This is a genomic window from Pedococcus sp. P2_D9 (genome assembly GCF_056404275.1).
Genome location: NZ_JBFUEI010000002.1, coordinates 265024 through 279399, shown reverse-complemented (window position 1 = coordinate 279399; position 14376 = coordinate 265024). Strand labels below are relative to the sequence as shown.

13 protein-coding genes are annotated in these 14376 nt (G+C 67.1%); 10 read left to right on the top strand and 3 right to left on the bottom strand.

What is annotated here, in order from left to right:
* Window positions 1-234: 234 nt before the first annotated feature.
* From AC1DXJ_RS04120 to mobF, 3 genes are all read left to right on the top strand, one after another.
* Window positions 235-624, top strand: a complete 390-nt coding sequence (locus tag AC1DXJ_RS04120) for a hypothetical protein (RefSeq protein ID WP_477636388.1) — start codon at window positions 235-237, stop codon at window positions 622-624.
* Between the two features lie 11 nt (window positions 625-635).
* Complete coding sequence (locus AC1DXJ_RS04115; protein ID WP_477636387.1) at window positions 636-1349, top strand: RES domain-containing protein; 714 nt, start codon at window positions 636-638, stop codon at window positions 1347-1349.
* Window positions 1350-1650: 301 nt separating this feature from the next.
* Window positions 1651-4908, top strand: a complete 3258-nt coding sequence (gene mobF / locus AC1DXJ_RS04110) for a MobF family relaxase (RefSeq protein WP_477636386.1) — start codon at window positions 1651-1653, stop codon at window positions 4906-4908.
* 10 nt (window positions 4909-4918) lie between these two features.
* Here mobF and AC1DXJ_RS04105 read toward each other — a convergent pair whose 3' ends face one another.
* Window positions 4919-5353 (bottom strand): response regulator, encoded by a 435-nt coding sequence (locus AC1DXJ_RS04105; protein WP_477636385.1) that lies wholly within the window; start codon window positions 5351-5353, stop codon window positions 4919-4921.
* Window positions 5354-5456: 103 nt separating this feature from the next.
* Entirely contained in the window at window positions 5457-6032 is a 576-nt protein-coding gene (locus AC1DXJ_RS04100) for a PadR family transcriptional regulator (RefSeq protein ID WP_477636384.1), read from the bottom strand.
* Between the two features lie 107 nt (window positions 6033-6139).
* On the opposite strand from AC1DXJ_RS04100, the gene AC1DXJ_RS04095 reads away from it, so the two are divergent.
* A complete protein-coding gene (locus tag AC1DXJ_RS04095) occupies window positions 6140-6532 on the top strand; it encodes an ester cyclase (RefSeq protein WP_477636383.1) in 393 nt (130 codons plus the stop codon).
* Between the two features lie 135 nt (window positions 6533-6667).
* Window positions 6668-7012 (top strand): GMC oxidoreductase, encoded by a 345-nt coding sequence (locus AC1DXJ_RS04090; RefSeq protein WP_477636382.1) that lies wholly within the window; start codon window positions 6668-6670, stop codon window positions 7010-7012.
* A gap of 163 nt (window positions 7013-7175) precedes the next feature.
* Here AC1DXJ_RS04090 and AC1DXJ_RS04085 read toward each other — a convergent pair whose 3' ends face one another.
* Window positions 7176-8144 (bottom strand): zinc-binding alcohol dehydrogenase family protein, encoded by a 969-nt coding sequence (locus tag AC1DXJ_RS04085; RefSeq protein ID WP_477636457.1) that lies wholly within the window; start codon window positions 8142-8144, stop codon window positions 7176-7178.
* Window positions 8145-8525: 381 nt separating this feature from the next.
* Between AC1DXJ_RS04085 and AC1DXJ_RS04080 the strand changes: the two genes are divergently transcribed.
* Genes AC1DXJ_RS04080 through AC1DXJ_RS04060 form a run of 5 tightly spaced genes read left to right on the top strand, consistent with a single transcriptional unit; the run spans window position 8526 to window position 14374 of the window.
* A complete protein-coding gene (locus AC1DXJ_RS04080) occupies window positions 8526-9794 on the top strand; it encodes an MFS transporter (protein WP_477636381.1) in 1269 nt (422 codons plus the stop codon).
* 39 nt (window positions 9795-9833) lie between these two features.
* Window positions 9834-11381 carry a bifunctional 3-(3-hydroxy-phenyl)propionate/3-hydroxycinnamic acid hydroxylase MhpA gene (gene mhpA, locus AC1DXJ_RS04075; protein ID WP_477636380.1) on the top strand — a complete coding sequence of 516 codons (1548 nt, stop codon included), beginning with the start codon at window positions 9834-9836 and terminating at the stop codon, window positions 11379-11381.
* 25 nt (window positions 11382-11406) lie between these two features.
* Window positions 11407-12396 (top strand): gamma-resorcylate decarboxylase, encoded by a 990-nt coding sequence (tsdA, locus tag AC1DXJ_RS04070; RefSeq protein ID WP_477636379.1) that lies wholly within the window; start codon window positions 11407-11409, stop codon window positions 12394-12396.
* Window positions 12393-13505: a maleylacetate reductase gene (locus tag AC1DXJ_RS04065; RefSeq protein ID WP_477636378.1), complete on the top strand. Its 1113-nt coding sequence runs from the start codon at window positions 12393-12395 to the stop codon at window positions 13503-13505. The genes tsdA and AC1DXJ_RS04065 overlap by 4 nt, the downstream gene beginning before the upstream one ends.
* Window positions 13502-14374, top strand: a complete 873-nt coding sequence (locus AC1DXJ_RS04060) for an intradiol ring-cleavage dioxygenase (protein WP_477636377.1) — start codon at window positions 13502-13504, stop codon at window positions 14372-14374. Before AC1DXJ_RS04065 ends, AC1DXJ_RS04060 begins: the two co-directional genes overlap by 4 nt.
* The last annotated feature ends 2 nt before the right edge of the window (window positions 14375-14376 follow it).

Genomic DNA, 14376 nt, shown 5'->3' with positions numbered 1-14376 from the left:
CGGCCGCAGGGTGTCTGTCCCGCATGTGGCGCCGCGGAAATGCCCACGGCGGGATGGGCGCTTATCAGCATTTCGCAGGCCTTGGTGACTGGACGCACTCGCGGCGGTTGAAGGCTGCTCCCGATCACTGGGCACATCGATTGAGCGGATAAGGAACTGAGGACTGCCGGTGACGGAGTGTTTTCGGTTGTGATCCTGCTTGTTATCGGCATGGGATGAGGGCATACTGAGCACATGTCGACGACACTGGCGCGGGCGGATCTAAGGGCCTACGAAGAGTCCGTACGGCTGGCCGACGACGAGCTCGTCAGCCGCCTGCGAGATCTGTTGGGCGCTCGGCTGGTGGCCTACATCGGCGGGGTCCAAGAGACGCGCGCGGTCCGGCAGTGGGCCGAGGGTGAGCGCGCCCCTTCGGCGGCAGTGTTGCTTCGTCTTCGAGCGGCCTATCAGGTGGCTGCAATCCTGCGAAGCAAGGACGCGACGGCGGTGGTGCAGGCATGGTTCCAAGGGATGAACCCGCAATTGGACGACGTCGCCCCGGCCCGGGTGCTTCGCGAAGGGGAACTGGCTGAGGTCGGCCCCTCGGTCCTCGCGGCCGCACGCGCCTGGGCCGCTGCGAACTGAGAACCTGACACGTGCCCGAAGTCCGGATAGTGCCGGCCCCGGCCGAGCGTGTGTGGCGAGTCGGCTTCAAGCCTGACCCCTGGGCCTGGTCCGGGTGGGAGTGGGCCACCGGCGGCCGTTTTAACGGCCGGTGGGACGACAGCGCCGGCAATTTCCGCACCGTCTACGCCGGAGAGGGCCTCCTTGCCTGCCTGCTAGAGGTCCTCGCCGCCTTCCGGCCGGACCCGCAGCTGCTCGTCGACCTCGACGAGATCGATGAGGATCCGGCCGACGCCAACCACCCCACCTCGCCGGCCGGTGAGGTCCCATACAGCTGGCTCGAGCCCCGCACCGCATGCTCCGCGACCCTAACCGGCGACTACTGCGACGTCACCCACTCTGACTCTGTGGCGGCCCTCCGGCCCAGGTTCATTTCGGCCGTCCTGCACCTGGGCCGTCAAGACTTCGACACTGCCACCCTCAAGGACCCCGCGCTGCGATCGCTGACCCAACCGGTCGCCACCCACCTCTACGCGGTCGGCGTCGACGGCGTCACCTTCACCTCACGCCACGGTGACGAGCTCAGCCTATGGGCGATCTTCGAGCGGCCTGACGACGGCGCGATCAGCCCACACCTCGTGTACCGCAGTCTCGAAGCTCTCACACCTGAGCACCCCGACCTGGAGCAAGCCATGGCCCATCACGACCTTCAATGGCTCAGCGGTAGCGAAGGTACCCACGGCTGACTGGGTCCCCTCGGGCCCAGCCCAGGGGGAGCCAGTCACCCTCTCGGGCGTGTGAGACCGACCCCGCCTGCCATCTGGCGCACGACCTTCCTAGAGTCGGCGCAACCTGAGGAGCCCGGCCCTCTCCCCGCCTTCTCCGCCGCTCCATGCCTCTCCCGTCGCGTCTCAGCTCGACCCGGGCCCGCCTGCGTCCCGGCATACCCGCCCTGCGCCCCGCCTCGCAGCCACGCTCACTCGACCACCTCGATCCAGCCCACATTCTCGAGCCACACGTCAGGCACCAAGGTGGGGCTGTGCCCCGATGGTGCCCCCTGGTGGCCGTTGCCTTAGCGTGACGATGTCGATGCGGCGGATGACGTTGGGGGCCGGGTTCCGGTACCTGATGTCCTCGGTCGCGCGCGCAGACCGGGAGGGCCCGACGGCGGATCCTTTGACGGCGTACTACACGCAGGAGGGCACCCCAGCGGGCCGGTTCCTCGGGTCCGGCCTGGCCGGGCTGGACGGTGGACGAGGTGTCGAGCCGGGGTTGGTGGTGACCGAGCAGCACCTGTGGCGGATGCTGGGGATGCTGCAGGACCCGGTCAGTGGTCAACCGTTGGGGCGTGCCCCCGTCGCGGACCGCCCTCCGTGTCGTGACGCGGGCGGCAAGCGGCGTCCGGCGTCGCGGACGGTGGCCGGGTTCGACCTGACGTTCTCGGCCCCGAAGAGCGTGAGCGTGGCGTGGGCGCTGGCGGATGGGCCGACCCGGGAACGGATCTACGCGGCGCACCAGCGGGCGTTGGGGTACGTCATCGGCTACGCGGAGGGGGAGGTGTTCACCACCCGCACGGGACGCGGCGGGGTGGTCAACGAGGCGGTCCGCGGGGTGGTGGCGGCCGGGTTTGACCATTGGGACTCCCGCGCGGGGGACCCGCAGCTGCACACCCATGTGGTGGTGCTGAACCGGGTCCAGGCGGCCTCGGATGGGGCGTGGCGCACCCTGGACTCGAGGGCGTTGTTCAAGGCGAACGTCGCGTTGTCGGAGCTGTACAACGGCGCCCTGATGGACCTGCTCACCGCCGATCTGGGGTGGGGTTGGGTGGCCCAGGCCCGGGCCCGCTCCTCGTCGCCGACGTGGGAGGTGATTGGGGTCGGCAAGGGGTTGCGGGAGGAGTTCTCGCAGCGCTCGACCGCGATCAACGCCGCAGCCCAGGACCTCATGGCGGGTTTCGCTGCCACGCATGGGCGGCAGCCGACCGCGGCCGAGGTGATCCGGCTGCGGCAGCAGGCAACTCTGCAAACCCGACCGGAGAAGGAGTCGCGGCCGCTGGCCGACCTGGTCCGCGGCTGGCGACACCGGGCGGAGCCGCACCTGGCCCCGGAGGCGGAGGCGGAGGCGTGGGTGGCCGGGCTAGCGAACCGGTGCGACCTGCCCGCGCTGAGCCTGGCGGACCTCGAGGACGGGATGCTCAAGGACGCGGCGAGCGTGGTGGTGGATGCGGTCGCCGCCCGGCGGGCGACGTTCACCCGCTCCAACGTGCTGGCCGAGGCGCTGCGGCAGTTGCACGGGGTCCGGTTCACCAGCCCGCACGAGCGCGCCCACGCCGCCGAACGCGTCACCGCCATGGCGCTGGAAGCCGCGGTGCAGCTCACCCCACCCGAGTTCGGACGCGTCCCCGCCACGCTGCAACGGCCCGACGGTTCCACCCGTCTGCGGGCCCGGGACGCCACCCTTTACACCACGACCGGCGTGCTGCAGGCCGAAGAACAGCTCCTTGCCGCAGGCCGCGCCACGGACGGACCCCGGGTGCCGGCAGTGGTGGCCGCGGCCGCAGCCGGTTCGCTGTTGCCAGGGCGAACCGATGGACGCCGGCTCACCGCCGAACAGGCCGACGCGGTATGCCGGGTGGTCACCTCCGGCCGCGCCCTCGACCTGCTGGTCGGTGCGGCCGGGACCGGGAAGTCGACCACCATGGCCGGTGTGCGGGCCGCTTGGGAAGCCGCCTTTGGGCAGGGGAGCGTCATCGGGCTCGCCCCCTCCGCCGCAGCCGCCGAGGTCCTCGCGGACGCGGTCGGGGTGCCGACGGAGAACACCGCCAAATGGCTCACCGAACAGAGTCGGCAGGACCAGCGTCTTGCCGAACTCGCGTCCCTCCAGGGCAAGCTGCGCGGTGCCAGTCCCTCGCTGCGGACCCGCGCCCTGACCCGCCGCGCCCGCCAGGTCAGGGCGGAACTGGACCGGTGGCGGCTGCGACATGGACAGCTGGTCATCGTCGACGAAGCCTCCATGGCAGGCACCCTCGAACTCGACCGCCTTACCACCCAAGCCCGTCAGGTCGGGGCGAAGGTGTTGCTGGTCGGGGACCCGACCCAGCTGTCCCCGATCGCCGCGGGCGGCGCCTTCCGGCTCCTGGTTACCGACCGAACAGACGCGCCCGAGCTTGTGGATGTGCGCCGGTTCCGGCACGAATGGGAAGCCGCCGCGAGCCTGGCCCTGCGCGATGGCCGTCCCGCCGCCGCACAGCCTTATCTGCACCATGGCCGCGTCCAGGACGGCGACCGAGACACCATGATCGAGGCCATCCACCAGGCGTGGCGCGCGGATACTCGCGCCGGCCGAACCTCGCTGATGGTGGCCGCCGACGCCGCCACCGTGGCCGAGCTCAACGCCCGCGCCCGCGCCGACCTGGTCGCCACCGGTCATGTCGCGCCTGATGGGGTGACGGTCGCGGACGGGACCACGATCGGTGCAGGTGACGTGGTGGTCACCCGGCTCAACCAGCGCGACCTGCAGGCCGCCGGCGGTTGGGTCAAGAACGGCGACCAGTGGACGGTCACCGCCGTCCACGGCGACGGATCGCTCACCGTCCACCGCACCGGCAAGGCAGGAACGGCGACCCGGCTACCGGCCGACTACGTGGGCGAGCACGTCGAGCTCGGGTACGCCACCACCGCCCACCGAGCCCAAGGCCGCACCGTCGACACGTGCCACGCCTACGTCAGCGCCGCCACCGTCCGCGAACCGCTGTATGTCATGGCCACCCGTGGCCGCGAGGCCAACCGGCTCTACGTCGACACCGGCTACGACCCGGACACCGACACGGCACACGACCTCGGCGACCCGGTCCCGGCCGAAGAGGTGCTCAAGAAGGTGCTCGCCACGTCCGGCGTCGAGCTATCGGCGACACAAACCCGCGACCACGAGGCCGCCGCGGCGAGTAGTCCTGCCCGACTGGACGCCGAAGGCGCCGCCATCCAGCACCACCGACGGCAAAGGCGGTACACCGAACTACTGCTTGGCGTGGGAGTCACGCCCGAGGACATCGAAGCCGCCAAGACCGCCGACCGCTGGCGTCCGCTGCTCGAGCGCATGCGCCGCGCCGAACACCTTGGCCTCGACCTTGACGCCGCTCTTCCATCCGCACCGCACATGGCCCCTCCTCACTCACTACGCCGCTTCGAGGCCGCGATACGGGTTTGGTGTGACCTTCGCGAAGGCAGCACCGGAACACCTAGTCGAGTGGGCAATGGACCAGCGCTGCTCCCGGAACATGGACTGCGACCCGGCCTGCAGCGGTAACCTGCGCCCTTCAGTCCGCAGGCTCGGCAATGATCACCCGGGTCGGCGGCGGCAATATTGGGCGCCCGACGAGGTGATGGGCGACCGCGGCCGTGATGTGGGCGCTCGTGAACGGTTTCGTCACGTAGTCGTTGGCTTCGGCCAACAGGCCCGCATCGATCTCGAACTGGGAAGTGAGTGCACTGACCAGAATCACCGGACCGTCCGCGAGGCGCGGTTGCCGACGGATCCACCAGCAGACTTCGATCCCACTGAGACCGGGCATCTTCACGTCAAGGAGGACAACGCTGGGGGACAGGTCGGCCAACATTTCGATGGCTTGTCGTCCGTCCTCAACCTGTATCGATGCAAGTCCGACCCGGCCTACAGCCAGGGACAGTAGTGCGCGAACGTCCGCGTCATCGTCGGCGATCAACGCGAAGGACTGGTTTGGGGAACCCTGCATCCCAGCCCCTGCCTGTTCGCAGGTCGGTGAGCCGGCGCATGTGCCATTAGGGACAACGGCATGTTCAGCGCTTGGCAATTGTGGGGTACCTCCGTGGACGCAGTCAGCTCGCGGGAGCGGCGGGCCCGTGCGGATCGCTGTCGATGTATCTGTCTAATGCGGGCGGCTTCTTCCCGAGGGTCTCGCGCAGCCAGGTCCGTTCGGTGCGACTGGTGGCGCGGGCCGTGAGCAGCATGCCCCGCCGGTAGGGGTCGGCGATCTCCTCGGCACGCAGGGGCCGCTCGTTGTCGTAGAAGAAGCTCGCCGGTTCTTCCAGGAACTCCAGCCGTCTGCGCAGCACCGCGTGCTGTTCGGCCACGGCGGGCAGGTGGGAGAGGAATGCCAGGACGACGTAGAACCGGGTGAAGTCGGTGATCTCGTGGTCGGCGGGCTTGCGCAGCCGCTGAAGCATTTCGGTCCGTCCGGCCGCGGTCAGGCTGAGCACGTATCGGGCCGCCCCCGCGGCAGGGTCGGAGCGCCGCTCGATCAAGCCCGCCCTGGTCAGGCGATTGATCGCCGGATACAGGCTGCCGTCACTGACCGGCCGCGTATAGCCAGTCAGCTGTGAGGTGCGGCGGCGCAGCTCGTGTCCAGGCAGGAGTCCCTCGGCGAGGAAGCCGAGTATCGCGAGTTCCAGCATGAGTCTATCTTCGCACCCGAACATCGAATCGATGTTAGGCTCGCACACCTGCCCAAACGTCTCCGGAGAGGCACAGCAAGATGCCATCGCAGTCCACCGAGTCAGTGATGAACCGTTTCGTCGAGTTCATCAACACGGGCAACGAGGATCTCGCCCGCGAGGTCATTTCTCCGGATGCGGTGTTCCACGCGCCAACCCATCCGGAACCACTGCGGGGGCCCCATGGGTACATGGAAGTCATCGGGATGATGCGCAGCGCCTTCCCCGACGTCCAGTGGACGCTGGAGGAGACGGTCGCCGAAGGCGACACCGTGGCCGCGCGGTTCACCATGGAGGGTACCCACCGGGGTGAATTCTTCGGGATCCCGGCGAGCGGCAACAAGATCTCGGTGCAGGCCATGAACTTCTACTACCTGGCGGACGGCCGGATCGTCGGCGAACGGGGCCAGCCCGACCTCCTCGGGGTGATGCAGCAGATCGGTGCCGTACCGGCGCCGTGAACCTCTTAGCGCCGAGCCTTCTGCCGCGCGGGATTGCCGCTGCCGGGGTGCGTTCCTCGCGGTAGCAGGGGCCCGCATCAAGCGCGGCCGGCCGGCGCGGGTTCACCCCAGCAGGCCGGTCTCCTTCATGCTCCGGTGTTGTCGCGCAGACAGCGCCCGTTGCGGCGAGAGCCTTTGCGACATCCCGGCGCAGATCTGCACGGACATGAGCTGGCCAACTTCGTCCGCGACGGGGCCACGACCTACTTCCACTCCTCAGGAGCCGGCCGCATGGGCAAGGACGGCAGGGCGGTCGTCGACAGCGAACTGCGTGTCAACGGCGTGCACCAGATTGGTCATCAACCTGGTCCGAGTCGTCGGCCCAACCGGTCAGACGTCGATATCCGTCTCGCCTTGAACGAAGGGCGGGAACATCGTGTGCATCACGCAGTCCAGCGGGACCGACGTGTTCAGCTCGGTGGCTCTCGAGTTTCTGGCTGACTCAACGACCTGGCGACCACCGGGTTGGCTGTGTCAATTGATCTTGTCGGCACATGGACTGACTGCCTGCGATCAGCCGCCGTCATGATCAGAATGCCGAGGTTGTCCCAGGGGGCAGCCATGTAGGTCACGTTACGCCACCGCTCGCGCCAACCGGCCACGCTCATGGGACCACGACGAGCTTGCCGGTGGCGAGGTTCTGCTCCATGCGGTCGTGAGCATCACGGATCCGGTCGAGAGAGTATGCCCGGTCCAGCGGGACGAGGCGAACGTCGCTGGCGGCTGCGTCGAGGTAGTCCTGCAGGACCTCTGCTGAAAGGTCGGCGGCTTCGCCGGAGTACGCGGTGAGCCTGACCCCTGAGGGCAGGTAGTCAATCGGGTAGAAGTCGTCAACGACCCAAGAGTTGCTCAGCATTCCCGTGAAGCAGCCCACCCCGTGCACTTTCAGGGTCCGCAGCGTGTCTCGAAGGGTGGGGGCGCCGACTAGCTCCAGAGCCACGTCCACCCCATCGGGCACGAGCTGGCGTACTTGAGCCGCTATCTGCCCGTCGTCGATGACCACATGATCCACACCGATCTCGCGCAGGGGCGTGGCCTTAGCCTGAGAACGGGTCGTCGATATGACGGTGAGCCCCATGCGCTTCGCGAGCACGGCGGCAGCCATCCCGACGGAGGAGGTGCCTCCACGCACGAGCAATGTCTGCCCCGGTTGTGCGTCCAGTCCAGTCGTCAGGCTTCCGTGTGCCGTCTGGAGCATCTCCGGGACGGCCCCCAGGAGCTCCCAAGGGAGATCGCTGCGAAACGGGATCACCTGGGCAGCCGGCACGCAGGTGTATTCGGCGTATCCGCCGTCGAAGGTGCGACCCATCCCGCCCATCATCGTCATCACCTGCTGCCCGACCGAGAACTCGCCGCCCGGTGCAGCGACGACCTCGCCAGTCGCCTCGATGCCGAGGACGCGCGGAAAGGTCACTCCTTCGGCGAGGCCGAGTCTGGTGTGCAGTTCGGACCGGTTGAGGCCCGCCGCTCGCACCCGGATGAGTACCCACCCGTCCCGCGGCTGCGGAACCGGAATCCGTTGCACCCTCAGGGCGCCGACCGTGCCTGGGCCAGACAGTACGACAGCCCGCATCGTGTCGGCCGCGGCGCTCACGCTGCGGCGTCCCGGGCGGCGTCGGGGAATGCGCGCGATCCGAGCAGGGCTGCGAAATCTGTCGCAGCCCGTGGCGGGAGACCCTGCGTGAACGGCCACGTCAGCGACCTCGCGCCAATCATCGAGCCCTCGCTGCACCTAAGGCGTGGACTGGGCGGGGCTCCTCAGCCCACCAATCCGCATGGCCCGGGACGGCCTCCCTGCGGGATGACCGTGCGGCCTGTCCGCCCGGCACGGCATGAAAAACCATTTCACTATTCTTCATTGACTTTCGCATAGGTGAAATCTACTGTACGTGTCAAGTGCTCGCGCCAGGGCGCCCAACTCCATACAGCCGCACTCTTCGCCAGGAGAATCTCCATGTCTGTGACCCCGTCCGGCAATGGCGCCGGATCCCGCCGTGAACTTCCAGTTCTCCTCATCGCCGGTGCGTTTGCTGCCCTGGAGGGCTATGACCTCGCCTCATACGGCGTCACCATCCCCTCCCTTCTCAAGTCCGATCTGAACGTCACCAAGCAGTCAGCCGGCCACGTCGGATCACTACTCGCTATCGGCATGCTCATCGGGGCCGCCCTCTGCGCCCTGCTCATCCGCAGGGTAGGAAGCCGACGGCTCCTGCTCAGCGGAGCCGGACTCTTTTCGGTCGGCATGCTGGCGTGCGCCCTCGCGCACAGCTTCGGCCTTTTCGGCATCGCCCGAACCGTCGTCGGCCTTGGCGTCGGCATCGTCCTGCCTACCCTGACCGCATACATCGCAGACCTCTCCGCTCCCGAGCGACGCACCCGAAACGTGGGCGCGATGATGGCCGGCTATGCAGGAGGCGCCCTCGTCTCGGCCCTGCTCGCAAGCTTCCTGCTGCCCGACGCGTCATGGCGGTGGATCTACGCTGCCGGCGCCCTTCCCGCCATCGTCCTTCTTCCTCTCGCGGTGCGGGCACTTCCCGAAAGCCCCTACACCCCATCCACCACAGTGCTCCCGACCCAGCGCGGTGACCTCGGCGGTCTGCGCTCGCTGTTCGGCAGCGGTGTATGGCTGCCGACGCTACTCTTCTGGGCCATCTCCTTCTGCGGTCTGTTGCTCGTATTCGGCATCAGCACGTGGCTGCCCACCATCATGCAAGCGGCCGGCTACTCCCTTGGCTCCTCCCTGCTCCAAGCCGCAGCGATGTGGGTTGGCGCCGCCGTCGGCATGGTCGCGGGGGGACGCCTCGCTGGACGGCTTGGCATCAAGCCCGTCGTCGTGACCTCATTCCTCGCCGGCGCCGCCGCCCTCCTCCTGATGACCCTGAAACCGCCGCTCCCCTTGCTCTTCGTCCTCATGTTCGTCAGCGGCCTGGGCTTCATTGGTTCACAGGTCCTCACCAACGCCTTCATCGTCACTCGCTACCCCGACCACCTTCGCGGTCCAGGCATCGGGTGGGCGCTGTCCATCGGCCGTGTCGGGGCCATAACGGGCCCGACCATGGGCGGCGCCATCCTGACCTCATCCCTTGACGTGTCGTGGAACTTCTACCTGTTTGCCATCCCCGGCGTCATCGGAGCCGTCCTGGCAGCATGCGTCCCCCAGCTCACCAGATCGAACGGCGCGACCCGAGGGCACGAAGCGAAGGAAGCAGCGCTCAAGGCATGACACTTCACGCCCTCGTGAGCAAAGACCAGGAGCCCTGAAATGACCATCACCGAAGAAGGCGTCGATGTTGTCGTCGTCGGATATGGCCCCACCGGAATGACCCTGTCAGCCCTGCTTGGGCAACAAGGCGTCAGCGTCGTGGCTATGGAGAGGTATGAGGGCCTCTACAACCTGCCACGGGCCGCTGCGTTCGACGACGAGACCATGCGGACATTCCAGAAACTGGGCGTAGCCGAGAAGATGCTCCCTGGCACCAACGTGCAGCGAGGTTACGTCTGGGTCAACGGTCGTGAAGACGTCCTGCTCGATATCGAGTTCGACAACCCCGGCCGCTGTGGCTGGCCCGCCCAGTACATGATGTACCAGCCGCACATCGAGACCGTGCTGCACGAACTGGTAGAGACGCTCCCCACCGTCGAGGTCCGCCGGGGCACTCAGGTGACGGGCATCGACCAACATCCCGATCACGTCAAAGTGACCACCCGAGACGCGGCCGGGACTGAGCAACAGGTCCGCGCACGCTATGTAGTCGGATGCGACGGCGGAAACAGCACCGTACGCAACGCGATTGGCGTTGGCCTCGACGACTACGGGTTCTTCGAGAACTGGCTCGTATGCGACTTCCGGCTCCGGCACGACGTCCCCGGCCTGCCCACCTTCCGTCAGGTCTGCAACCCTGCCGAACCAATCGCCATCGTCAACATCGGGCCGGGCCACCACCGGTTCTCGTTCAGGCTGGAGGCCGACACCTCGGCCGAGGAGGCGATTCGGACCGACCGGGTCTGGGAGCGCGTCGGGGACTACCTCACCCCCGCCGACGCCACCTTGATCCGCACCGCGAACTACACCTTCCGCTCCAGCATTGCTCAGCAGTGGCGGCAACACAGGGTCCTGCTCGCCGGAGACGCAGCCCACCAGATGCCCCCCTTCCTCGCACAGGGAATGGTGTCTGGCATTCGCGACGCCAGAAACCTGGCATGGAAGATTCAGATGGTCGTGGCCGGCGGCGGACCCGACGACCTGCTCGACACATACCAGGTGGAACGCGAACCGCACGTCCGGTTCATCACGGAGAAGGCGATCGAGCTCGGTCGGGTCCAGACGATGCGGGACGTCGAACAGGCCGAACTTCGCGACGCCCAGATGATCGCCGCACGCCAAGCGAACAGAAAGCCGGACAAGCTCGTGTACCCGGCCCTGCGCGGCGGACTCATAGTCAGTGGCGGAGACCTGTTCCCCCAGGGCGTCGTCTCGTCGGCCGAACGCACCGCTCTCTTCGATGACGTGGTTGGCACAGGGTGGCTCGTTGTCGCCAACAGCCGCGTCTCTCTGGCAGCGATCCCCGACGACATTCGTGCCGTCTTCGGCTCGCTCGGCGGGCGCGAAGTCACCTTCGGGATCGGGTCCATGTTCGAACCCGCCGACTTGTCCGACACCGGTGGCACCTACACCCGCTGGTTTGCCAGCACAGGCTGCGTCGCGGCGATCGTGCGTCCGGACAGCTACATCTATGCCTTGGCAGGCAACGCCGAGGAGCTGGGCGCGCAGATCAAAGAGCTGCTCAGCCAGCTCCGCACACCTGCCTGACATATCCCCGACAAAGGAGAACATCATGAACGGCAAGATCGCGCTCGAAGAGCACTGGGCGATCCCCGAGACCCTTCAGGACTCCGCCGGCTTCGTACCCGGCACCTACTGGGACGAGCTGCAGAACCGACTCCTGGACGTCCAGGGACGTCGCGTGGAACTCATGGACGAACATGGCATCGAGACGATGATCCTGTCCCTGAACGCACCTGCCGTCCAAGCGATCCCAGACCGCCGGCGCGCCATCGAAATCGCGAAACGCGCCAACGACGCCCTCGCCGAAGAGTGCGCCAAACGTCCGGATCGGTTCCGAGCCTTCGCCGCGCTGCCGCTGCAGGACCCCGACGCCGCCGCCCAGGAACTGCACAGGTGCGTCACAGACCTCGGTTTCGTCGGCGCCCTCGTCAACGGGTTCTCCCAAGACGACCAACATGGCAACGGACAGGAGCCGCTCTACTACGACCTACCCCGGTACCGCCCATTCTGGGCCGAGGTTGCACGGCTCGACGTGCCGTTCTACCTCCACCCACGCAACCCGCTCGCACAGGACGCCCGAATTTACGACAACCATCCCTGGCTGCTCGGCCCCACTTGGGCTTTCGCGCAGGAGACGGCCGTCCATGCGCTGCGACTCATGGCCAGTGGCCTGTTCGACGACCACCCGTCGCTTCAAATCGTCATTGGCCACATGGGCGAGGGCATCCCGGCAATGCTGTGGCGCATGGACAACCGCAATGCCTGGGTCGACCTTCCACCCACCTACCCGGCCAAGCGACGCTTCGTCGACTACTTCACCGAGAACTTCCACATCACCACTTCGGGCAACTTCCGCACCCAGTCGCTCATCGACGCGATCCTCGAACTCGGTGCCGACCGCATCATGTTCTCGACCGACTGGCCCTTCGAGAACATCGACCACGCAGCCAACTGGTTCGACGCAGCCTCACTTTCAGAGGCGGACCGCACCAAGATCGGGCGGACCAACGCAGCCTCGCTCTTCGGCCTGGACCGATGAACGCCGAACCGGCACCCCAATCCGCACTCCATGGGTTCACCCACACGACAGGGCCGGCCCGCATCGTGTTCGGGCGCGGCTCCCTGGCACAGGTCCCCGAGGAGGTCGCACGAGTCGGGGTACACCGCGCGCTGGTTCTCACGACCCCCGAACAGGCCGAGCACGGCGCCACGCTGGCTGCCTCCCTGGGCGACCTGTCTGCAGGCGTCTTCAGCAACGCGACCATGCACACTCCAGTCGCCGTGACCGACGAGGCCGTCACCACATTGCGCGCATCCGGCGCAGACGGAATCGTTGCCCTAGGCGGGGGATCCACCACAGGGCTTGGGAAGGCAATCGCCAGCCGTACGGGAGTGCCCCAGATCGTGGTCCCCACCACCTATGCGGGCTCAGAGGTCACCCCGGTTCTCGGCGAGACCGAACATGGGGTGAAGACCACTCGCAGCGGCCCGGAGATCCTGCCCGAGGTCGTCGTATACGACCCATCCCTGACCGACACCCTGCCCGAAGCCCTCACGGTGACCAGCGGCCTGAACGCGATGGCGCACGCTCTCGAGGGTCTTTACGCACGCGACGGCAGTCCACTCTTCGCCGTGCTAGCCACGGAGGGTCTACGGGCCTTCCGGGAAGCACTGCCTGCACTCCACCGCGACCCGAGCGACCAGCACGCCCGCGATACGGCCCTTTACGGGGCGTGGCTGTGCGGCACCGTGCTCGGAGGCGTAGGCATGTCCATCCACCACAAGCTGTGCCACACCCTCGGTGGAAGTCTCGACCTGCCCCATGCCCCCACCCATGCAATCCTCTTGCCGCACACCATGGCTTTTGTCGCTGAGGCAGCCGCGGAACAACTCGCCCCGGCACGTGAAATTTTCGGAAGCCCGCTCGGGGCGAGCCTCTATGACTTCTCCAGCATCGTCGGTGCCCCGCAACGGCTTGCTGACCTGGGCGTGACGGAAGCCGACCTCGACCGTGTGGCAGACCTTGCCCTCACCTCCCCGTACTGGACTCCCCGACCCCTGGAACGTCACGGCATTCGCTCCTTACTTCAAGATGCGTGGGCGGGGCGCCGGCCCGGCTCAAGCGACTCGGACGCAGGCAGGTCATGACGTTCTTCACCGAGGAGCGCTCAGCCGAGGAAGTCCTGGGACGCACAGGCCCCGACGCCAACCCACGCGTGGCACAGATCATGACAAGCCTCATCCAGCACCTTCACGCGTTCGCGAAGGAGGTGGCCTTGACCGAGGCTGAGTGGGAGCACGCAATCGCATTCCTCACCAGCACGGGACAGTTGTGCAACCACGAAAGGCAGGAGTTCATCTTGCTCTCCGATGTGCTCGGACTGTCGATGCTGGTGGACGCGATCAACCACCACCGCCCTAAGGGCGCGACCGACAGCACCGTGTTCGGCCCGTTCCATGTCACCGGCGCACCCATCCGCAGCATGGGTGAGAACATCACCTTCGACGGCAAGGGTGAGAGCTGCCTGTTCACCGGACGCGTCCTGGACCTCACGGGCTCCCCTATCGCAGGCGCATGTGTGGACGTGTGGTCAGACAACGCTGACGGCTACTACGACGTCCAACAGCCCGACATCCAGCCGCAGTGGAACAACCGCGGCAGGTTCATCACCGGTGCCGACGGCGCATACTCCTTCCGCGGAATCAAGCCAACGTCATACCCCATTCCCGACGATGGCCCCGTCGGTCAGCTCCTCGGCGCGCTCGGCCGCCACCCGTACCGGCCAGCGCACGTGCACTTCCTCATCACGGCCGTGAACTACGAACGACTCGTCACGCATACATTCGCAGCAGGTGACGACTACCTCCGCTCCGACGCTGTTTTCGGGGTCAAAGAGTCCTTGGTGACCAACTACGAGCGCACGGATCAGGACACCACTTGGCGGTGCAATTTTGACTTCGTGCTCACCCCGGACACCCCTGACAACCTCGCATCCCCGCACCCGACCCACCGATAGAC